Source organism: Sphingomonas sorbitolis, from assembly GCF_036663875.1.
GTDB lineage: Bacteria > Pseudomonadota > Alphaproteobacteria > Sphingomonadales > Sphingomonadaceae > Sphingomonas.
Window position 1 is genome coordinate 47,868 of the sequence record NZ_JAXOJS010000005.1, and the last position, 20,672, is coordinate 68,539.

Here is a 20,672-nt window from a genome sequence, read left to right on the forward strand (position 1 = left end):
ATGAGCACCGCACTCATCCCCACATCATCCGGCGGCACCGAACGGTTCGCCAATCCCCTCCAGCAGATCAAGGGCGCGTTTGCGCAGCCCGCGGTCCGCCGTTCGCTGCCGATGGCGCTGATGGTCGGCTTGATCGCCGCCGCCGCACTCGCGTGGATGAGCCTGTCGACGCCGACGCAGAAGACGCTGTTCAGCGGCCTGCCCGATTCGGACAAGGCCGCGGTTACGTCCGCGCTGACGACGGCCAACATCAAGAGCCATATCGACGAAGGCACCGGAGCGCTGACCGTCGGCGAGGAGGATTACAGCCGCGCCAAGATGGTGCTCGCGGGCCAGGGCCTGCCGAAAGCAGCACCGGGCGGCTACGCGATCCTCGACCAGTTGCCGATGGGCGTTTCGCGCGCGGTCGAAGGCGAACGCCTCCGCCAGGCACGCGAATCCGAGATGGCGAAGTCGATCGAGGAGATCGACGCGGTCGCCGAAGCACGCGTGCATCTCGCCATGCCCGAAGCGTCGGTGTTCGTCCGCGACAATGCCTCGCCGTCTGCGTCGGTCATCCTGAAACTCCAGGGCGGCCGCTCGCTGAGCGATGCGCAGGTCAGCTCGATCATCAACCTCGTCGCCTCGTCGGTGCCGGGAATGAAGCCCGAGGCCGTGACGATCGTCGACCAGATGGGCGCACTGCTCACCAAGGCTGGCGGCAACGACGGCGCGGGTGCGGCGAGCGACGCGCGGATCGATATCCAGCGCCGCATCGAGGACAAGTATCGCACCCAGCTGATCGCATTGCTCACGCCGCTGGTCGGCGCGGGCAACTTCACCGCCGAGGTGCAGGCCGACGTCAATCTCGACGAGAGCCAGGCGACTCGTGAAAGCTATGAGAAGCAGGGCGTGCTGCGCGCCGAGACGGGCAACTGGACCGGCAACCAGAAGGACGGCGCAGGCGCTGCCCCCGGCGGTATCCCCGGCGCACTGAGCAACACGCCTCCCGCCGCCAGCACCTTGTCGACGCCGCAAGCTGCGACCGGCAATCCCGGCACGCCCGCCGCACAGCCGGTTGCCGGTGGCCCCGCTCCCGATGCGATGAAGCAGTCGGACCAGTATCAGCGCGCCTACGACCTCGGCCGCGAAGTCTCGGTCACGCGCGCCACGCCCGGCGGCGTGAAGCGCCTGTCGGTCGCCGTTCTCCTCCGCGATCCCGACAAGACCCGCCGCACCGCGATGGAGATCAACCAGATCACCGATCTCGTGAAAAGCGCGGTCGGCTTCGACCAGGCACGCAACGACAATGTCACGGTTATCAGCCGCAAATTCGCCGGCGCGACCGATGCCGCCGCTGGTCCCGCCTGGTACGACAATGCCTGGTTGCCGGTGCTCGCCCGCAACGGCACCGCGATCCTGATCGCGCTGCTGGTCTTGCTGCTCGGCGTCCGCCCGATCGCCAAGGCGCTCATGAAAAAGCGTGACGAAGCCACGTCGCGCCCCGCGCTCGGCCAGCCGATCGGCGGCGTCGATGGCGAAGGCGGCGTGACCGGGATCGGCGTTGCCGCGCCAGTCAGCCTCGACCAGCTCGAGAACACGCGTGGCTATGACGACCGGATCGGCGCGGTCCGCGGCTTCACCCGCGACAATCCCACGCGCGCCGCGCTCGCCGTGCGCGACATGATCAAGGCGGACGCCAAGTGACCGAGGCCGTGATCCGCACCTACACCGGCGTAGAGCGCGCCGCGGTGCTGATGATGCTGGTCGGCGAGGAGGAGGCCGCCGCCATCCTCCAGAAGCTCGACCCCGAGGAAGTGCGTCAGCTGGGCGCGGCGATGTTCAAGGTCGCCGACGTGTCCGAGCAGGAAGTCGAGGACGTGCTCGACGATTTCGTCGGCCACGCACGCGAGCGCACCGCGATCGGCTTCGACCCGCGCCCGCAGATCGAGGCGGTGATGAACCGCGCGCTCGGTCGCGAAAAGGCCGAGAGCGTGCTCGCGCGGATCACCCCGGCCGAAGCCGCCTGCGAACTCGAGCTGCTCGACTGGCTCGACGCGCCCGAGATCGCCGCGATGATCGAGAAGGAACATCCACAGATCGCCGCGGTGCTGATCGCCAATCTCGACGCATCGGTCGGCGGCCAGGTGCTCGAACTGCTGCCCGACGCGGTCCAGCCCGACATCCTCCACCGCATCGCGCGGCTCGGGCCGATCACGCCCGAGGCGGTCGATACGCTGCGCACCTTGCTCGCCAACCGCACCGCCTCCGCGCCCGGCGGCGCCGGCGTTACGTTGGGTGGCACGCGCGAGGCCGCCAAGATCCTGTCGGGCGCACGAAAAGCGACCGAACAGCGCGTCATGCCGAAGCTGTTCAAGATCGACCGCGAAGTCGCCAAGGCGATCGAGGAAGCGATGTTCATCTTCGACAATCTGCTCGACCTCGACGACAAGAATTTGGGGACGTTGATCCGCAACGTCGACAGCGAGATCCTGACCAAGTCCTTGAAGGGCGTCGACGAGACGATCCGCAACCGCTTCCTCGGCTGCATGTCGGCGCGCGCCGCCGACGGTATCCGCGACGAGATGGAAGCGCGCGGGCCGATGAAGCTCGCCGAAGTGCTCGAAGCGCAGAAGGCGATGATCGCGATCGCGCGCGGGCTCGCGAAGGACGGCACGATCCAGATGGGCGGGGGCGAAGACGATTATGTCTAACGGGTTCACGGCGGGCTTCGCGTCGCGCCACACGACGACCGCGAATATCCTGGCCAGCGCGTTCGCACCGCCGTCCGGCTTTGCCGCTGCGGATATCCGCGAGCGCGCGACGGTGCGTCCGGCTAGCTTCGCGTCCCCGAACTTCACGACGGAGCCGAGCGCCCCGAAGCATTTCAGCCCGGCGGACAAGGACGTGAACCCGACTGCCGGCTGGGATCCGCTCGATCCGGTCAGCGAGTCGTCGTTCATCGATCCGCTCGCCGACGCACATGCCGCCGGCTATGCAGAGGGCCTTGCCGCTGCGGCCGCGGCCGCGGCCGCACAGGAAACGGCTGCACGGGACGGCGCGCTGCTCGGCGATCTCGCCAGCGCGCTCGGCAACGACCGGATCGACCGCGACCGCGTTGCGGCGCAGCTCCGCCAGACGGTACTCTTCCTCGTGTCGAAGCTGGTCGGCGAAGTCGGCATCGCGCCCGACGTGCTCGCCGGTCGGATCGAGACTGCCGCCGAACTCCTGTCCGACTCCGCCGAATCCGCGCTGCTCCGCGTCCACCCGGAAGACGTCGCATTGCTCGAAGGCCGGTTGCCCAAATCGATCTTCGCCGCGGGCGATCCGGGCGTTGCACGCGGCAGCTTCGTGCTCGAAAGCGCATCGACCATCGTCGAGGACGGCCCCGAGCTCTGGCTCGACCAGTTGGCGCACGCGATCGACCGCGTGCCGGTGCCCAAATGCTGAACCGCTTCACCGCCGATTATCTCGAAACCCTCTCCAACGCCGATTTCGTCGCCAAGCCTAAAGTCTCCGGTCGCCTCGCCTCGTTCGATGGGCTGCTGATGGAAGCGGTCGGACTGACATTGCCGGTCGGCACCGTCTGCCAGGTCGGCGAGGGCGCGGCGAGCGTCGAGGCCGAGGTCATCGGCTTCCGCAACGGCCGCACCTTGATGATGAACCTCGGCGGTGCCGCCGCGCTCCTCCCGCGGGCGCCGGTCAAGCCGATCGGCGCGCCGGGCGAAGCCGAAGTCGGTGCGGCATTGCTCGGTCGCGTCGTCGACGGCGCCGGCAAGCCGATCGACGGACTCGGCCCGATCCGCGGCGCCGGTCGCTGGCCGCTCGCCGGCAAACTCCAGTCGCCACTCGACCGGGGCCGCGTACTCGAACCGCTCGACGTCGGCGTTCGCGCGATCAACGGCCTGCTGACGATCGGCCAGGGCCAGCGCGTCGGCATCATGGCGGGCTCGGGCGTCGGCAAGTCGGTGCTGCTCGGCATGATCGTCCGTGCCGCGCAAGCCGACGTCATCGTCATCGGCCTGATCGGCGAGCGCTCACGCGAAGTCGCCGACTTCCTGGAAACCAAAGTCGCAGGCGCAGCGCGGAAACGTTCGGTCGTCGTCGCAGTCCCTGCCAACCACTCGCCGGTCCTTCGCATCCGTGGCGCGCTCCGGGCCCATGCGATCGCCGAATCCTTCCGCGACGAGGGCAAGAAGGTCCTGCTGATCATGGATTCGCTGACCCGCGTCGCGCATGCCGGCCGCGAGATCGGCCTCGCGCTCGGCGAACCCGCGTCCGCGCGCGGCTATCCCCCGAGTGCCATCGCGATGCTGCCGAACCTGATCGAGCGCGCAGGCGTCGACGTCCACACCGGCGGATCGATCACCGCGATCTACACCGTGCTGGCGGACGGCGATGACGGCAACGACCCGGTGGTCGATTCGGCCCGTTCGATCCTCGACGGCCATATCGTCCTCAACCGCCAGCTCGCCGAGCGCGGCGTGTACCCCGCGATCGACATCGGTCCGTCGGTCAGCCGCGTCATGACCGATATCGTCGACGCACCCCATGCAAAGGCCGCGCGGACGCTCCGCCGTCACCTAGCTACCTATGAGGAAAACCGCGATCTCGTGCTGATGGGCGCGTATCGTCACGGCGCCGATCCAGCGATCGACGCGGCGATCGCCTGCCACCCGGCAGTCATGGAATATATCCGCCAGGACGCCGACGAAACCGTATCGCTGAACGACGCCGTCGCCGAGCTGACCGGCGTGTTCGGCGGCTGAGATGGACAAGCGCGGCAAGACCCTCGCGCGCATCCACCGCGTCCGCACGCTCCAGCTCGGGCTGACCCGCGCCGACGAAGCGCGCGCGCACGACAAGTTCGCCAGCGAAAAACTCTTGTCCGGGCGTATCGCGCTGCTCGTCGAGGCGGTCGCGCCGGTCCACGAGACGCAGGTCGCAGTATCGCTGGGCGCCGCCGCGCATTACCGCGAACGCCTGCAGAAATCTGCCGACGCCGCGGTCGAGCGCATGCAGGCGGCCGAACACCAGGTCGACCGCGCCGCGGAAGCGACGCGCGCCGCCAAGCGCGATCAGACCGCGGTCGAGAAGCTGCTCGCACGCGCCGACGCCGATGCTGTGCTGAAGGCGATCCGCGCAATGGAGGAATCGCCCGCCTTCCGAAGGGTTCGGCACGATCCTTGCTGAGCGGGAGCCGAACGGCGCCATACCGCCACCCGAACGAGTATCCTGCATGATCCAGACCGCGACTCTTTCTCCCATGCTGCCGGCCCAGGCGCGGTCGACGACCGTGCCAAATGGTCCGACGCCGGGCGATTTCGCGGGTTCCTTCGCGCAGGCGAACGACGACGCTGCCGCGGAGGGTGCGCCGACGACGCCGGCTCCGATCGTCGCGATCCCGGCGCTGTCGGCCGGCACGATCGTCCGGCAGGACGCCGCCGCGACCGGCAACACCTTGCCGACCCCGATCGTGACGGAGGCCGCACAGCCGATCGTCCCGGCGATCGTCACCCTCCTCGCCGAACCGCTTGCGGCAGGTCTGCGCCCGACATCGCCAACGCTCGTACAGCCAATAATCCCGGTAACTCCGGAGCCCGCGACGCCTGACATCGTCAAACGCACCATCGCTCCGCGTCCGAGCCCCAATGCGGCGCGTCCCGCGGCGTTCGCGATCGCGCCCCGCGGCGGCAAGGCCAAGAACGACACCCCGACGACCCCGTCGGACGACACCGCCGACGCGACACTCGCCGATCAACCGGCCCTCCCCGATCAGCCCATGATCGCGCAGCCCACGCTCGCTCCTCCCCTTGCGCAGGCAAACCCGGACATCCCGCTCGTCGCGTCCCCCGCACCTTCGCCGCCCCCCGAAGCCGCCAAGATGATCGTGGCCGAGAACGCCGTCGCCCCCGCCGGATCGGCGATTGTTGGCGCGAAACCCAGCGCTACCGGTGCGGCAGACGCAAAGCCTCTCGTGGCGGCGGAACCGGACCTCACGACCTCGATCACCCCGGCCCCCCGGCAATCCCGCAGCGCGACGAAGCTCGCACAGGCCGAACGGGCTGTGCCAACAGCGATCCCCGTCGCGCCACCCGCACTTCTGCAAAATCCGATCGCGCTACGCCCAGTCGCACAGCCCAGCGCCCTACCCGTCGCCACAGCCTCGCCGCAACCTGCGGTGGGAGTCGTCGACCGTAGCCAGATCTCTCCGCGAGAGGTCACGCCGGTCGCTCTGACGCCCGCCACCCCGGTCATCACCACGCCCGTCGCGGCTCCGCCGTTGCAGATCGTGGCGCTAGCGGGGACCGTGCCCGTCGCACCACAAATCTCGAGCGTGAGTCCCCCACTTGGTCTTGCGAGCGAACCCGGTTCGACCGCGCAATCGTCGCTGCCAGCACCAGACGCCGACACCGCGCCGGCCACGCCGCGCTGGGTCGCGACCGACGCGACGACCCCGGTGGCGCTCGCGCTCGCGCAGCCTGCCGCGATCCAGCCGCAACCGGGCACCGTCGCGTCCGCCAGCCAGGTATTCGGCGCCGCGATCCAGGCCGCCACCAAGGCGCGCGACGAGCGCGACACGACCGATCCGACCGCGCCAACGCTTGCCGCCGGAGCGCCCATATCGGCGCCTGCGATCAAGACCGCCGAGGCGCAACAGGCTCCGCTCGACATGCGGCAGGAGCGCTGGCCGCACGCGATGATCGAGCGCATCGAGATCCTGCGCGACGCCGCCGACGCGACCGATACGCGGATCCGCTTGGTCCCCGACGCGCTCGGCGCGATCAGCGTCTCGATGCGCAAGGATGGCGACACCGTCCACGTCCACTTCAACGCCGAGCAGTCCGCAACCCGGACGCTGCTGGCCGACGCGCAGCCGCGCCTTGCCGAGCTGGCCGAAGCACGCGGACTTAAGCTTGGCCAAGGCGCGCTCGGTGACGGCAATGCCGGCTCCAGCCAGCAGCGCGCGCCCACCCCATCACAGATTCCGAATCGCACGACGACGACGGCCGCGATGATCGCGGACGCCGCCGACGATACCCGAATCGCTTGACCCGAAGGACCCTGACATGAGCGACAAAAAAGAAACTTCAGACGCCGCCCCGAAGAAGAAGGGCAAGATGAAGACGATCCTGATCGGCGGCGTTGCGCTGCTGGTACTGGTCGGCGGCGGCGTCGGCGCGGGCGTCTATGCGTCGAACGCCGGGCTGCTTGGCGGCGGCCATGCCGAAGTCGACGACGGCAAGCCCAAGCTGGTTCCCAAGAGCGAGCAGAAGCATGCCGGTGAGGGTGGCGAAGAGAGCGGTGGTCATGGCGGGGGCGAGGAGGCCGCGCCTGAAAACCACGGGATGAAGCCGCCCGCGGGCGAGGGCGGCGATAAATACGCGTCGACCTATTACCCGATGGAGAAGGAATTCACCTCGAATCTCCAGGACTCGGCGCACTTTGTCCAGGTCGGCATCGCGGTCGCCACGCCGTACGACGACACGGTCATCACCAACCTCAAGACCAACGACATCGCGGTCCGTTCGGCCATCCTGATGGCGCTCGGCGACACCACCGAGGAGCAGGTGATGAGCAGCGACGGCAAGCGCCAGTTGCAGGTCCGGCTGGCGAAAGCGATCAATGATACGCTCAAGCAGAAGGAAGGCTTCGGCGGCATCGGTAACGTTTACTTTACCAGTTTCGTTGTTCAGTGAGGCATGGTTAACGAGGGCTCAGCAAAGACGCGCGAACGGCGCGACCGGGATCGCTCCGGCGCGCCCCAGGGCGGCGTGCTGCATCAGGGCGTGCTCGGCGGGGCCAAGCTCAATCCGTTCGGCGACCTGCATTCGTTGCAGCATTTGTCCGCGCGGTTCGCACGCGGTCTGCGCGCCGTGTTCGAGCCTTTGCTGCGCCAGGAAGTGCGCTGCTGGGCCGAGCCTCTCGTGGTCCAGCGCTTCACCGACTACCGCGCCGAACGCAGCGATGCGCTGACCGCGTGGCTGCCGCTGATCATGACGCCGGGGATGGCGCAGGCGCTGTGCATCATGGACGGCAAGTTCGTGCTCGAGATGCTCGACATGTTCTTCGGCGGCACCGGCGCCGCGCCGCACACGCTGCCGACCGAGTTCTCGCCCGCCGCCGAGGCAATGGTCGCGCGGATCGGCCAGATGATCGCCGCGCCGCTGAAGACCGCGTGGGAGCCGATGGCGCGGTTCGACTTCCTGCCGACGCGCGTCGAGGTGAACCCGGCGATGATCGCCGATCTCGACGGCGAGGACGCGATGATCGTCACGCGCTTCGGCATCGCCGCGGGCACCGCGAAGCCGGTGTTCCTCGATCTCGTCTATCCCGTGTCCGCGCTCAAACCGCATGCGCCGTCGCTGACCGCCAAGGTCGTCGGCAAGTCGGCCGAGCCCGATCCGGCCTGGCGCACCGAACTGACGCGTGCCGCGATGAACGTGCGCTTCCCGATCCGCTCGGTGCTCGCCGAGCCGGTCGTCAAGCTGACGATGCTGATGGACCTGAAACCCGGCGACGTGATCCCGATCACCATCTCGGGCGACGTGCCGGTGATGGTCGGCAACAACCGGCTCGGCTGCGGCACGGTCGGCACATCGAACGGCTTCGCCGCCATCCAGCTAACCTCGATTACCAGTTTCGACGAAGGATTTGCAGCATGAACGACATGACCGGAGGCTTCCCAGTCGACGCCGCCGTGGCCGCCAATTTCCGGCTGCTCCAGGATGTCGACGTCAAGCTGACCGTCGAGATTGGCTCGACCAGCCTGACGCTGCGCGAACTGCTCGCGCTCGGCGAATCCAGCGTGATCGAGCTCGATCGCCAGGCTAACGAACTGCTCGACGTATTCGTCAACGGCACGCTGATCGGACGCGGCGAAGTGGTGACGGTCGGCGAACGCTTTGGCGTGCGGATGACCGAGCTCGTCAGCCCCGACAAGCGCGGCTGATTCCGATGCTCTGGACCTATATCCTCAAGCTCGTGATCCTGCTGCCACTCGTGTGCGGCCTGATGTTCGGGTGCCTGTATCTGTGGCGCAAGTTCGAGAGTCGGATCCCGGGCAAGCCCTCGACGCGGCTGATCGGCGTCAAGGAAACGATGATGATCTCGCCAGGCCTGCGTCTCGCGGTGATCGATTTCGAGGGCCGCCGGCTGCTCGTCTCGGTCGGCCGCGGCGGCGTGCACCTGATCGACAAGGTCGACGCATGAGCGCGGTCGCTCGTCCGACGGTGACGCGGAAAGGCTCGGGCCCTGCCCTGTTCGCCGCATCCTCCGCCCAGCCGTTTTCCCGCGTACGCGGGAATCCAGGAGCCACGAACGGTGCGCTGCTTGGTCCTGGATCCCCGCGTTCGCGGGGAAACGGGTGGGTTTGGGTCCTGCTCGCGGTAGTGCTCGCGCTGTTCCTCGCGATGCCGGCGTTCGCGCAAGGTGTCCCCGCCCCGACCAACCCCGCCGTCGGCGACGCCGTCGATCGTGCGCTCGGCCAGCTCGGCGGACAGGCCGCAGGCAACACCGGCCAGAGCGGGTCGCTATCGCTGTCGCTGCAAGTCCTCATCATCATGGGGCTGCTCACGATCCTGCCGGGCATCCTGCTGATGATGACCAGCTTCACGCGGATCATCATCGTGCTCGCGATCCTGCGCCAGGCGCTCGGGCTGCAACAGACGCCGCCGAACCAGGTGCTGCTCGGACTGTCGCTGTTCCTCAGCTTCTTCATCATGGCGCCGACGATCAGCCAGATCAACACGACCGCGATCCAGCCCTATGCCGCCGGGCAACTCGCCGGCACGCAGATGATCACGACCGCCGGCGTCCCCCTGCACGCGTTCATGGTCAAGCAGACGCGGATCAAGGACGTCACGATGTTCGCGCAGATCGCGAAATCCGGGCCGTACGCGACGCCGACCGACATCCCGTTCTCGGTACTGCTCCCCGCGTTCGTCACGTCGGAACTGAAGACCGCGTTCCAGATCGGCTTCCTGATCTTCCTGCCGTTCATCGTGATCGATCTCGTCGTCGCCACCGTCTTGATGTCCCTCGGCATGGCGATGCTCAGCCCGACGATCATCTCGATGCCATTCAAGCTGCTGCTGTTCGTGCTGGTCGACGGCTGGGCGCTGACGATGGGCAGCCTCGCCAACTCGTTCGCGACCTGAGACCATGGACGCGCAATATTTCCTGACGGTCGCCAATCAGACGATGTGGGTGCTAGCGCTCGCCAGTGCGCCGATCCTGATCCCGGCGCTGCTGGCTGGGCTGATCCTCGGGATGATCCAGGCGGCGACCTCGATCAACGAGCAGACGCTGTCGTTCGTGCCGAAACTGGTGGTGGTGGCGGTGTCGATCCTGATCTTCGGGAGCCTGATTTTAGGGCTGCTCAGCGATTTCACGATCGGGATTTTCGAGCGCATTCCGGATCTGGTAAAATGAGCGCACTTTCTGCTCCCCTTCCGCTAGCGGGAGGGGTCGGGGGAGGGGCGTGCCCCACCGACCGGACGCCAGTACGTACGTCGCGCCCTCCCCTGACCCCTCCCGCAGGCGGGAGGGGGATTTAGTCGTGTTGGGCTTCGGCCTCTCGATCGAGCCGCAGCTGTGGGCGCTCGTGTTCGTGATGATCCGCATTGGTGCGACGTTCATCGCCGCGCCGGTGTTCGGGTCCGTGTCGGTGCCGCTGACCGTGCGCGTCACCTTGTCGGGCGCGATAGGGTTCCTCGTCCTCGCGGCGCACCCGATCGTCCCGCCGCAGAACATCTTCGCGGTCACCACGATCCTTTCCGCGGCCGCCGAAGCGCTCGTCGGCCTCGCGCTCGGCTTCGTCCTCCAGATCGCGTTCGCCGCGCCGATGATCGCGGCCGAAGTGATCGGCGGCGCGATGGGGCTCGGTTTCGCATCCTCGATCGACCCTCAGAACGGCAAGTCCAGCCCTGCGCTCGGCCAGTTCTTCTCGATCATGCTGATGCTGCTGTTCCTGTCGGTCGACGGCCACCTGATCCTGATCGACCTGCTGGTGAAGAGCTATGACGTGCTCCCCCCCGGTGCCGCCTGGATCGGCGTCGAGCGGTTAAAGGCGATCGCGTTCTTCGGCGGCTATGCGTTCCTCGCCGGGCTGCTGCTCGCGTTGCCGGTCGGGTTCCTGCTGCTCTGCCTCAACATCGTCGTCGGCATGCTGAGTCGCGCTGCGCCCTCGCTCAACCTGTTCGCGGTCGGCCTCCCCGCCAGCCTCGCGGTCGGCGTCGTCACGCTCGCGATCGCGTTCCCCACGATGGGCGACTACATGCTCGTGATCGTCCGCGAAGGCCTCGCCGCCACCGAAAACCTGGTGCTCGGCTGATGTCCGAGGATGCCCATGTCTGAGGATTCGGGCGAAAAGACCGAAGCACCAACCGCAAAGCGCAAGAAGGATGCGGTCGAAAAAGGCGACATCCTCAAATCGCGCGATTTCGCCACCGCGCTGAGCATGCTCGCCGGTGTCGCGTGGCTTATCTACGCGGGGCCGACGTTGATCACCGCGTGCAAGGCGATCATGAGCTCGAGCTTCCAGTTCACGCATGCGGACGTCGAGGACTTCTCTCCGTGGCGGCCGCTGATGGAAGCCGGCGGCAAGCTCGCGCCCTCGCTCATCACGCTGTTCATCGTCAGCATCGGCGCCGCGATCCTGAGCCAGGCGGGGCTCGGTTCGCTCGGCTTCAACGGCGGTCTGCTCGCGCCGAAATACAGCCGCGTCGATCCGGCCGCCGGCCTCAAGCGCATCTTCGGTGCGAACGGCTGGATCGAGCTTGGCAAGTCGCTGCTGAAGGTCATCCTGCTCGGCACGATCGGCGGCTGGATGCTGTGGAACGCGGCGCATTCGACGATGGGCCTCGCCTCGTCTGCGGATCTCAACCAGGCGCTGTCGACGCTCGGCGGGATCTTCAAGGGGATCCTGATCGCGATGGCCTTCGGGCTGTGCGCGATCGCCGGGATCGACCTGCCGATCCAGATCATCCGCCGGCTGGGCAAGATGCGGATGTCGAAACAGGAGATCAAGGACGAGCACAAGTCGACCGAGGGCAATGGCGAGGCGAAGGGCCAGATGCGGGCGAAGATGCGCGCGATGGCGAGCGGGGGCCTGCGCAAATCGGTCGCGGAGGCGCATGTCGTGCTGACCAACCCGACGCATTTCGCCGTCGCGCTGCGCTACGATCGCGGCAAGGATCAGGTGCCGGTGGTGGTCGCCAAGGGGCGCGGCGCCACCGCGCTCGCGATCCGCGAACTTGCCGCAGAAGGCCGGGTACCCGTCCTCGAATATCCGATGCTGGCGCGTGCGATCTATTACACCAGCAAGGAGAACCAGGAGGTCCGCGACGACCTGTACATGGCGATCGCGACGGTGCTCGCTTTCGTATTCGGGCTGAACGCGGCGGCGGGCGGTACGGCCGGCGGGGTCCAGCCGTTCGTCACCGTACCGAAGGACGCCCGCTTCGACGAAAACGGCATGAAACAGACCTAAACATCGCCGCCAAACGGTCGTTCTTACAGACGAGCGCGCACGTGCAGGAATTTCGCCATGGTAACATCGACCACCAGCACGACGGGGACACCCACCCCAACGTCCACCGCGTCCGCGGCACAGACCGCGATCAACACCGCGACGCAAGCGCTCCTGACGGGGCTCAGCGCAGGGTCGGGCGTCGACACCGGGACGCTGGTCACATCGCTGGTCGAAGCGCAGTTTGCCGCCCGCTCGGCAACGCTGAAATCCAAATCCGACACGCTCACCGCGCAGATTTCGGGCGTCGCGTCGCTCAAGAGCACGATGACCGGCTTCTCCACCGCACTCGCCAATCTGGTGAAGGGCGGCAGCTTGCAGACCCAACCGACGAGCTCGAACGCCGCAATCCTGTCCGCCACCGCACAGTCGGGCGCGAAACTGTCGGGACTGTCGGCCAGCGTCACCGTCACGCGCCTCGCCACCGGCCAGGTCGCGCGGACGACGAACCCCGTCGCCGCCGCCAATCGCACCGCATCGCTCGGCACCGGCGCGCTGACGCTCAACGTCGGCGGGGGCGCAAACGTCGCGATCAATATCGGCGACGGCAGCATCGACGCGATCGCGGCGGGGATCAACGCGTCGAAGAGCGGCGTCACCGCCTCGGTCGTCACCGATGCGCAGGGCGGCGCGTATCTGTCGGTCAAGGGCGCAACCGGCAGCGCCAACGCGTTCACGCTGAAGGGCGCCACCGGCAATGCGCTCGACATCGGTGGCGGCACCGCGACCAAGACCAGCCTCGTGTCGACTGCACAGAACGCCAAGCTCACCGTCGACGGGATCGACGTCGAACGGCCGAGCAACACCGTCAGCGATCTGGTTTCCGGCGTAACGTTGCAGTTGAGCGGCGTGTCGACCGTCCCCGTCTCGCTGACCAGCACGGCGCCGACCGATGCGCTGACGCAGGCGGTCAACGACGTCGTCACGACCTATAACGAGGTCCTGAAGACGATCACCGAACAGACCGATCCGATCACCGGCAATCTCCGCGCCGACCCTGCCGCCAAGTCGTTGTTGAGCTCGCTGAAGGCGTTGACCTCGAAGCCACTGGTCGGCGGCGCGACCGCCGGTCTTCCGCGGACGTTGGCGGAACTCGGCGTCGCGACCAACACGGACGGTACGCTGCGCGTCGACTCGACGCTGCTCGCGAAGCAGCTCGCGGCCTATCCCGACACCATCGAATCTATGTTCGCGCCATCGGGTACCAACGCGCTCGGCCTCTCGGCGACGCTGACCGCGCTGACGACCAGCGCCACCAGCACGCTGACCGGGCTCGGCGCCTCGACCGTGCGCTATACGGCGGCGCAGTCCGATGTGACCAAACAGCAGGACAAGGTGACCGACCAGTCGGCGCAGCTGACGACCCGGCTGACGCAGCAATATGCCAGCATGAACTCGCGCGTGTCGGCATATAAGTCGACGCAGACGTTTCTTACCGGCCAGATCGCCCAGTGGAACAAGAGCTCGTGACCTACGCCTCCACCCTCACGCGCGACCCGTTCGCGACCTATCGCCAGATCGACGCGGTCGGCCACACTGCGACGGCGGACGGCCCGGCGCTGGTGCAGCTGCTGTACAAGGAGCTCGTCGCAGCACTCCGCGCCGCCGCCTGGGCCTGCGAAAAGCGCAAGTTCGCGGTCAAGAGCGAGCGCATCACGCGTGCCACCGCGATTCTGTTCGCGCTGGAGGCCGGCCTCGATTTCGAAAAAGGCGGCCAGATTTCTGAGACGCTGGCGCGGCTGTATGGCGGCGCGCGGAAGACCGTCATCAACGCCTCGCTCGGCCATGACCCCAAGCCGTTCCGCGATTCTGCGGACATGCTCGACGAGATCGCCCAAGCCTGGCGGACTGCCAGCGCCGCCTGAGCTTCCAATGCTCCCCCGCCAGGGGGAGGTGGCTGGCGCTTGCCAGTCGGAGGGGGCGGACACGGAACAGCAGTTGTCGCCCCCTCCCCCTCCGTCGCCGTTGGCGCCACCTCCCCCTGGCGGGGGAGGATCGAGGTTAGAAGTCCTACCTCTTGAACCAGTGGCGGGCGGAGAAATACCCGATGACGCCCACCGCGATCACGAGGCAGGCCGCGGCGATCGCATCGAACGCCCATGGCTCTTCGGCATAGGGCAGCCCCTTCACGTTCATGCCGTACAGGCCTGTGAGGAACGTCAGCGGCAGGAACACCATCGCCGCGATAGAAATGATCAACGAGCGGTTGTCGATCTGCTCCGCGCGCAGATCGGTCAGCGTCTCGTGGACCAGTGCGGCACGCTCACGGATCGATTCAAGCTCCTCTGCCATCCGCGCCGCGCGGTCCGCCGCCGCCGCGAGATGCAGACGGTCGTCGTCGGCGAGCCAGTCGCCAGGCAACGCCGCCAGTTTCTCCAGCGCCGCACGCTGCGGGCTGAGGAAGCGTTTATAGCCGATCGCCGCCACGCGGACCTTGCTGACGGTGCGGCGCAGTTCGAACACGCGGTTGGCGTCGAGCTGTTCCTCGCAATCGTCGAGCTCGTCGCCGAGCGTCGCGACGTCGGGATCGAGGTCGGCGGTGATCGCGGTCGCAAACGCGGCGATCAGATCGCCCGGATCACGGATTTCGCCGCGCTCGACCATCTTTTCGACCTCGCCGACCGCGATCAGCGGTTTGCGCGTGACCGAGAAGACTCGGCCCTTCACCGCCCAGATCCGCACCGAGGCGAGCATGTCGGAGGTATCGAGTTCCTCGTGCGACCGCCCGCGCAAATTGAGGAACGCGCCCTCGCCGACCGCTTCGCACCGCGGCCGCGTCTCGGTCGCAGTCAGTGCGTCGACGACGTAATCGAGCAGCTTGGCCTCGTCGCGTAGCCATGTCTGGGCATGCTCGGCGGTGGTCGACAGATGGACCCATACGAGGTCGGCGGTACAGTCGAGCGCCTCCTTCACGCCAACGCGCGTCGCTTCGCCGTTGGTGATGCGGAAGCCGAAACCGCTCATCGCGCCATCTCGATCGTGACGGTGAGGCCCGTGCCCGGATCCACCGGCATCGCCGCGCAATACCGCGCGGCGTCGGCACGTGCACGGTCGAGGATCGCCGCGGGCACGTCGGGGCCGTGATAGACCCGGTCGGCGCTGGCGAGCGCCCGCGCCTGGCGCAACGTCAAATCCTCGGGATCGTCAGACAGCAGGACGAGGGTAATCGCCACGTCACGCACCGCAGCGGGCGCGTCCGTCGGCACCAGCCATGCAGCGACGTCGTGCGTCGGTGACAACGGATCGAGCATCCCGCCCGCCGCCATCGCGGTCGCTAATGCCCGGCGGCGCTCGCCCATATCAGGCCAGCGCTTCCGCAACGCGCCACGCGCCGCCTGCAACGCGAGCGCAAGTTTGCCGAGATCGGCGGGCACGATCGCCTCCAACCGCTGACGCAACGCCGCCGCCAGCCCGGCCGACACACCGCTGGTGCCGATCGCGATCAGCACCGGTGCGCGGTCGACGATCGCCGGCAACGTGAAATCGCACAGCGCCGACCGGTCGACCGCATTGACCAGGATCCCGCGCGCCTTCAGCCGCGCGACTGCCGCCAGCGCCTCGTCCTCGTCGTCGATCGCGACGATCGCTAGAGACGCCGCCGCATCCTCGTCGACCACATCGGCCCCAGCCCTATCGAGCAACCGCCGCTTCGCATCCGCCGCCTCGCCCTCGCCCAGCAGGATCACCGGGCGCCCCGCTAGCCTCACGAACAGCGGCAGGCTCTGTAGCGGAGCGGGCGATGTCACCGCTTGAGCCATTCCGGCACGCGCTCGGCGGCCAGGATCGTTTCCGGATGAATGCGATCCGCGACCACTGCGAACCGGTCGCCGTCGACCAGCACCTCGGGCACCAGCGCGCGGCTGTTATAGGTCGACGCCATCGTCGCGCCGTATGCGCCCGCGGTCCGGAAAATCCCGAGATCGCCCGACTTCACCGCGTCGATATCGCGCCCCATCGCGAAGGTGTCGCCGGTCTCGCATACCGGCCCGGCGATGTTCGCCATCATCCGCTCGCCGCTCGGCTCGACCGCGACGAAATCGTGATACGCGTCATACATCGCGACGCGCGCGAGGTCGTTCATCGCCGCGTCGACGATCACGTACGGATTGACCACGCCGGGCTTCACCCAGATCACTTCGGTCAGCAGCACGCCGGCATTGCCCGCAATCACGCGCCCTGGCTCGAACATCAGTTCGACGTCCCATTCGGCGGTCGCGCGAGCAACCATCGCGCCGTAGTCGGCCGGGCTCGGCAGCACGTCATCGGGCTTGTAGGGCACGCCGAGACCGCCGCCGAGATCGACGCGGCTGATCGTATGCCCCGCGGCGCGCAGTTCCGCGACCAGCTCGCCGATGCGCGCATAGGCGGCCTCCAACGGTGCGAGATCGGCGAGTTGGCTGCCGATGTGGATCGCCACGCCGCGCAGATCGAGCCCGTCATGCTTCGACAGCCGATCGAACATCGCCACCGCCTGATCGATCGCGACGCCGAACTTGTTCTCCTTGCGCCCGGTCGAGATTTTCGCGTGCGTGCCGGCATCGACGTCGGGGTTCACCCGCAACACCGCCGGCGCGCGTTCGCCGCGAGCATGCGCCAGCGCGGCGAGGACTTCGCCCTCCTCTTCCAGCTCGAGATTGAACTGGCCAATGCCCGCATCCAGCGCCTGCGCCAGTTCGCGGCGCGTCTTGCCAACGCCCGAGAACACGATGTCCGACGCCGGGATCCCCGCCGCCAGCGCGCGCTGCATCTCGCCCGCGGAAACGACATCGGCACCATAACCCTCGTCGGCCAGCACCCGGAGCACCGCGACGTTGGGGTTCGCCTTGATCGCATAGGCCAGATGCACGCGCCCCGCAGGCTTCAGCGCATCGCGAAATACCTGCGCATGGCGGCGAAAGGTGGCGGTCGAATAGACGTAGACGGGCGTGCCGACGGCCTCGGCGATCGCCGGCAGGGCGACGTCTTCGGCGTGCATGACACCGTCACGATAAGCGAAATGGTCCATGGATCAGGTCTTCAATTTGGTGGCGGCAGGTCGAACTCGTCGCTGCGGCGCTCGTCGGATTGGGTAAGCAGCTCGTCGCTGCGCTGCGGACGTTGCTGCGTGGTCGGCGCGAGCAGCTGCGCGGCGGTCGGCGGGGTCTTCGCACCGTAAGGCGCGACCGGAAGCGTCTTGCCCTCCGCCGGCACCAGGCCGTCCGCCGCACCGCAGCCCGTAAGGGCCAGCACCAGTCCCGCCAATCCCAGAAGCCGTTTCATGCAATATCTCCCCGCGCAGCCCGGATCGCCGCGCGCACATTGTCCGGCGCGGTGCCCCCGAAGCTGGTCCGGCTGGCGACCGACGCATCGACCGAGAGCACGCCGTACACGCGTTCGTCGATCCGCGCATCGATTGCCTTCAGGTCGTCGATCGGCAGCGCATCGAGCGCCACCCTGCGCTCCTCCGCCAGCTTCACCGCGCGCCCCGTCACATGATGCGCCTCGCGGAACGGGAGCCCCGCCTCGCGCACCAGCCAGTCGGCGAGATCGGTTGCGGTCGCAAAGCCGCTCTCGGCCAGCCCGCGCATCCGGTCGGTGCGGAACGTCGCGCTCTCGACCATGCCCGTCATCGCCGCGATCGACAGCGCGAGCAGGTCGTGCGCCTCGAACACCGGTGGCTTGTCGTCCTGCATGTCCTTCGAATAGGCGAGCGGCAGGCCCTTCATCGTCACCATCAGCGCGGTCATGCAACCGAGGATGCGCCCGGCATGCCCGCGCACCAGTTCGGCCGCATCAGGGTTGCGCTTCTGCGGCATGATCGAACTGCCCGTCGACCATTGATCGCTCAGCGCGACGAACCCGAACGGCTGCGACGCCCACAACACGAACTCCTCGGCGAGCCGCGACAGATGCAGCGAGGTCTGCGTCGCCGCGGTCAGATACTCGATCGCGAAATCGCGGTCGCTGACGCCGTCGAGCGAGTTGGTCATCGGCCCGTCGAAGCCAAGCGCCTCGGCGGTCATCGCGCGGTCGATCGGAAACCCCGTGCCCGCCAGCGCAGCCGAGCCCAGCGGCGAGCGGTTCATTCTTGCGCGGGCATCGGCGAACCGCCCGACGTCACGCGAGATCATCGCATGATATGCCATCAGGTGATGCCCGAGCGTCACCGGCTGCGCGGACTGCAGATGCGTGAAGCCCGGCATAACGCTCGCCGCATGCTCTTCCGCGCGGGTCAGCAACGCGGCCTGAAATCCGGCCAGCGCCGCCAGCGCCTGGTCGATCGCGTCGCGCACCCAGAGGCGGAAGTCGGTCGCGACCTGATCGTTGCGCGAGCGCGCGGTATGGAGGCGACCCGCAACCGGCCCGATCGCATCGGCTAGCCGCGCCTCGGTCTGCATATGAATGTCTTCGAGGACCAGATCCTCCTCGACGCCGTGTTCGGCATAGTGCGCCGCCACCGTGTCGAGCCCCGCCGAGATCGTCGCCGCGTCCTGCGCCGAGACGATACCCTGCTTGCCGAGCATCGCGACATGCGCCTTGGAGCCGGCAATATCCTGCTGCCAGAGCCGCTTGTCGAAGGGAATGGAGGCGTTTATCTCGCGCATGATCGCGGCTGGCCCCTCGGCGAACCGCCCACCCCACATCGAATTGGAACCGTCCATGGTCTTGCGTCCTGTGTTCACTTCGCGCCCAATCGTCTGTCTGGTGGGAATGGGCCTGCTGGTCGCCGGCTGCGATAGGAAATCGCCCGCGCCGGAGCAAGCGAACGTCGTCGCCGCGAACACCGTCTCCGCTGACGAGGTTACGTCCGCCCCCGCGCCCGACGAAGCCACCGGTCCTGCCACCAGCACCGAAAAGCTCGACCGCAGCCACAAGGGCGAGACCGGACCGACGGTTGCCTTCACTGCCCCCGACGGCAAATCGGTCACGCTTGCCGCGTTCAAGGGCAAGCCGCTGCTCCTCAACATGTGGGCGACCTGGTGCGCGCCGTGCGTCGCCGAGATGCCGACGCTCGATGCCGCCGCCAAGTCGCTCGCGGGCAAGGTCCAGGTGATCGCGGTCAGCCAGGACTTGCAGGGCGCGGAGAAGGTGACGCCGTTCTTCGCCGCGAAGAAGTTTTCGACGCTGAAGCCCTATCTCGACCCGAAGCTCGGTCTCAGCCTCGCCTATCAGGCGAACCTGCCGACCACGATCCTCTACGATTCGGCGGGCAAGGAAGTGTGGCGGATGACCGGCGGCTATGAATGGAACACGCCCGAGGCAGCCAAGCTGATCGCCGAGGCGTCGTAGTACCTGAAAGAGTTGGGATTTGTGCCGACCCGCCTTGGTGACGAGCCAAAGGTTGATGGCGAGCCGGCACGTGCATCCTAACGCATGATTGAGCGAAAAACGTGCAAGTCGGATAGAGAATGGTTCAAATGCGATGAGCCGAGCCTTGTCGCGGGTGTCCTTTCGAAGTGCCGCCATCGGTCGCGAATGCGCAGGTGGTTGCTTGCCCGACCGTTAACCCTTTAGGGGCATGCTCGGTCTGTTATGCCGCCAGCCCGGTGAAGGGGGGATGAGATGGAAGAACCCCGCATCGATCGTCTGTCGAACCGGCACCGCGACGTGCTGCGCGGCGTGGCTGCGTTGCGCAAGACCAAGCAGATCGCCGCGGAACTCGGTATCGCGCCAGGCACCGTCGACGGCTACATCGCCGACGCGGTCCGGATTCTCGGCGCGACCGATCGCGGCGATGCGGCCCGCATGCTGGCACGGCACGAACGTATCGACCCGCTGTCGGACCCAAGGCCGCCAGCCCCCGGACAATCCGGGGGGCAATCTTCATGGGTGGCAGCTCCCGCGGCATCGATGCCACAGATCGCTCAGCCGGTCGTCGAACCGGAAGCATTCCACGATGCCGGTGCGGACCGGGTGAGCAAAGATTCCGGTACGCACCGGGTGGCCCCCGATACCGGTGCACCCCAAAGGCCATCGTTCGCGGGACTGCTTCCGATCAGGCGTACAGGACAACGCAGCAACGACCTTCCGGTCGCGACCCGCTTGCTCTGGATACCGGCTATCGCAGTGATCCTCGCGGTGGGCTTCGGTATGCTCGCGAGCGGTCTCAACGTGCTCGCCGAGCTGATCGAACGGCTAGGGCACGTGTCCGGCTAACCGATCGAGAAGGCCGCCATCGGCG

At 67.4% G+C, this 20,672-nt stretch carries 23 protein-coding genes; 18 read left to right on the plus strand and 5 right to left on the minus strand.

The window, feature by feature from the left end; all coding sequences use genetic code 11:
- From fliF to U1763_RS15145, 16 genes are all read left to right on the plus strand, one after another.
- Positions 1-1,686, plus strand: a complete 1,686-nt coding sequence (gene fliF, locus U1763_RS15070) for a flagellar basal-body MS-ring/collar protein FliF (protein ID WP_332755852.1) — start codon at positions 1-3, stop codon at positions 1,684-1,686.
- Positions 1,683-2,693, plus strand: coding sequence for a flagellar motor switch protein FliG (fliG, locus tag U1763_RS15075; protein WP_332755853.1), 1,011 nt, complete (start codon positions 1,683-1,685; stop codon positions 2,691-2,693). The genes fliF and fliG overlap by 4 nt, the downstream gene beginning before the upstream one ends.
- Positions 2,686-3,429, plus strand: a complete 744-nt coding sequence (locus U1763_RS15080; RefSeq protein ID WP_332755854.1) for a FliH/SctL family protein — start codon at positions 2,686-2,688, stop codon at positions 3,427-3,429. Before fliG ends, U1763_RS15080 begins: the two co-directional genes overlap by 8 nt.
- Positions 3,423-4,748, plus strand: a complete 1,326-nt coding sequence (locus tag U1763_RS15085; protein ID WP_132742480.1) for a FliI/YscN family ATPase — start codon at positions 3,423-3,425, stop codon at positions 4,746-4,748. Before U1763_RS15080 ends, U1763_RS15085 begins: the two co-directional genes overlap by 7 nt.
- A 1-nt stretch (position 4,749) precedes the next feature.
- A complete protein-coding gene (locus U1763_RS15090; protein ID WP_332755855.1) occupies positions 4,750-5,172 on the plus strand; it encodes a hypothetical protein in 423 nt (140 codons plus the stop codon).
- Between the two features lie 46 nt (positions 5,173-5,218).
- Positions 5,219-7,033, plus strand: coding sequence for a flagellar hook-length control protein FliK (locus tag U1763_RS15095; RefSeq protein WP_332755856.1), 1,815 nt, complete (start codon positions 5,219-5,221; stop codon positions 7,031-7,033).
- Positions 7,034-7,049: 16 nt separating this feature from the next.
- Positions 7,050-7,679 (plus strand): flagellar basal body-associated FliL family protein, encoded by a 630-nt coding sequence (locus U1763_RS15100; RefSeq protein ID WP_332755857.1) that lies wholly within the window; start codon positions 7,050-7,052, stop codon positions 7,677-7,679.
- Positions 7,680-7,682: 3 nt separating this feature from the next.
- The gene (locus U1763_RS15105; RefSeq protein ID WP_332755858.1) at positions 7,683-8,645 is read left to right on the plus strand and encodes a flagellar motor switch protein FliM; all 963 of its coding nucleotides are present in this window, start codon (positions 7,683-7,685) and stop codon (positions 8,643-8,645) included.
- Positions 8,642-8,932 carry a flagellar motor switch protein FliN gene (gene fliN, locus U1763_RS15110; protein WP_056054132.1) on the plus strand — a complete coding sequence of 97 codons (291 nt, stop codon included), beginning with the start codon at positions 8,642-8,644 and terminating at the stop codon, positions 8,930-8,932. Before U1763_RS15105 ends, fliN begins: the two co-directional genes overlap by 4 nt.
- A gap of 5 nt (positions 8,933-8,937) precedes the next feature.
- On the plus strand, positions 8,938-9,192 hold the full coding sequence (locus tag U1763_RS15115; protein ID WP_056054129.1) for a flagellar biosynthetic protein FliO: 255 nt from the start codon (positions 8,938-8,940) through the stop codon (positions 9,190-9,192).
- A complete protein-coding gene (fliP, locus tag U1763_RS15120) occupies positions 9,189-10,139 on the plus strand; it encodes a flagellar type III secretion system pore protein FliP (RefSeq protein WP_332755859.1) in 951 nt (316 codons plus the stop codon). The genes U1763_RS15115 and fliP overlap by 4 nt, the downstream gene beginning before the upstream one ends.
- 4 nt (positions 10,140-10,143) lie before the next feature.
- On the plus strand, positions 10,144-10,413 hold the full coding sequence (gene fliQ, locus U1763_RS15125; protein ID WP_055874447.1) for a flagellar biosynthesis protein FliQ: 270 nt from the start codon (positions 10,144-10,146) through the stop codon (positions 10,411-10,413).
- Positions 10,414-10,540: 127 nt separating this feature from the next.
- Positions 10,541-11,314, plus strand: coding sequence for a flagellar biosynthetic protein FliR (gene fliR / locus U1763_RS15130; RefSeq protein WP_332755860.1), 774 nt, complete (start codon positions 10,541-10,543; stop codon positions 11,312-11,314).
- A gap of 15 nt (positions 11,315-11,329) precedes the next feature.
- The gene (gene flhB, locus U1763_RS15135) at positions 11,330-12,472 is read left to right on the plus strand and encodes a flagellar type III secretion system protein FlhB (RefSeq protein ID WP_332755861.1); all 1,143 of its coding nucleotides are present in this window, start codon (positions 11,330-11,332) and stop codon (positions 12,470-12,472) included.
- A 57-nt stretch (positions 12,473-12,529) separates the two neighbouring features.
- On the plus strand, positions 12,530-13,981 hold the full coding sequence (gene fliD, locus U1763_RS15140; RefSeq protein WP_132742488.1) for a flagellar filament capping protein FliD: 1,452 nt from the start codon (positions 12,530-12,532) through the stop codon (positions 13,979-13,981).
- Positions 13,978-14,376 (plus strand): flagellar export chaperone FliS, encoded by a 399-nt coding sequence (locus U1763_RS15145; protein ID WP_132742489.1) that lies wholly within the window; start codon positions 13,978-13,980, stop codon positions 14,374-14,376. The genes fliD and U1763_RS15145 overlap by 4 nt, the downstream gene beginning before the upstream one ends.
- A 145-nt stretch (positions 14,377-14,521) precedes the next feature.
- Here U1763_RS15145 and U1763_RS15150 read toward each other — a convergent pair whose 3' ends face one another.
- The 5 genes from U1763_RS15150 to argH are packed head-to-tail and all read right to left on the minus strand — an operon-like array spanning position 14,522 to position 19,134.
- The gene (locus U1763_RS15150) at positions 14,522-15,475 is read right to left on the minus strand and encodes a CorA family divalent cation transporter (protein WP_132742490.1); all 954 of its coding nucleotides are present in this window, start codon (positions 15,473-15,475) and stop codon (positions 14,522-14,524) included.
- On the minus strand, positions 15,472-16,269 hold the full coding sequence (locus tag U1763_RS15155) for a precorrin-2 dehydrogenase/sirohydrochlorin ferrochelatase family protein (RefSeq protein ID WP_332755862.1): 798 nt from the start codon (positions 16,267-16,269) through the stop codon (positions 15,472-15,474). Before U1763_RS15155 ends, U1763_RS15150 begins: the two co-directional genes overlap by 4 nt.
- Positions 16,254-17,516 carry a diaminopimelate decarboxylase gene (lysA, locus tag U1763_RS15160; RefSeq protein ID WP_332755863.1) on the minus strand — a complete coding sequence of 421 codons (1,263 nt, stop codon included), beginning with the start codon at positions 17,514-17,516 and terminating at the stop codon, positions 16,254-16,256. The genes U1763_RS15155 and lysA overlap by 16 nt, the downstream gene beginning before the upstream one ends.
- Positions 17,517-17,527: 11 nt before the next feature.
- Complete coding sequence (locus U1763_RS15165; protein WP_132897479.1) at positions 17,528-17,770, minus strand: hypothetical protein; 243 nt, start codon at positions 17,768-17,770, stop codon at positions 17,528-17,530.
- A complete protein-coding gene (gene argH, locus U1763_RS15170) occupies positions 17,767-19,134 on the minus strand; it encodes an argininosuccinate lyase (protein WP_443026935.1) in 1,368 nt (455 codons plus the stop codon). The genes U1763_RS15165 and argH overlap by 4 nt, the downstream gene beginning before the upstream one ends.
- Before the next feature lie 67 nt (positions 19,135-19,201).
- Here argH and U1763_RS15175 point away from each other — a divergent pair, with 67 nt between their 5' ends.
- A complete protein-coding gene (locus U1763_RS15175; RefSeq protein ID WP_332755865.1) occupies positions 19,202-19,780 on the plus strand; it encodes a TlpA family protein disulfide reductase in 579 nt (192 codons plus the stop codon).
- Positions 19,781-20,053: 273 nt separating this feature from the next.
- On the plus strand, positions 20,054-20,647 hold the full coding sequence (locus tag U1763_RS15180) for a helix-turn-helix domain-containing protein (RefSeq protein WP_332755866.1): 594 nt from the start codon (positions 20,054-20,056) through the stop codon (positions 20,645-20,647).
- Positions 20,648-20,672: the final 25 nt, after the last annotated feature.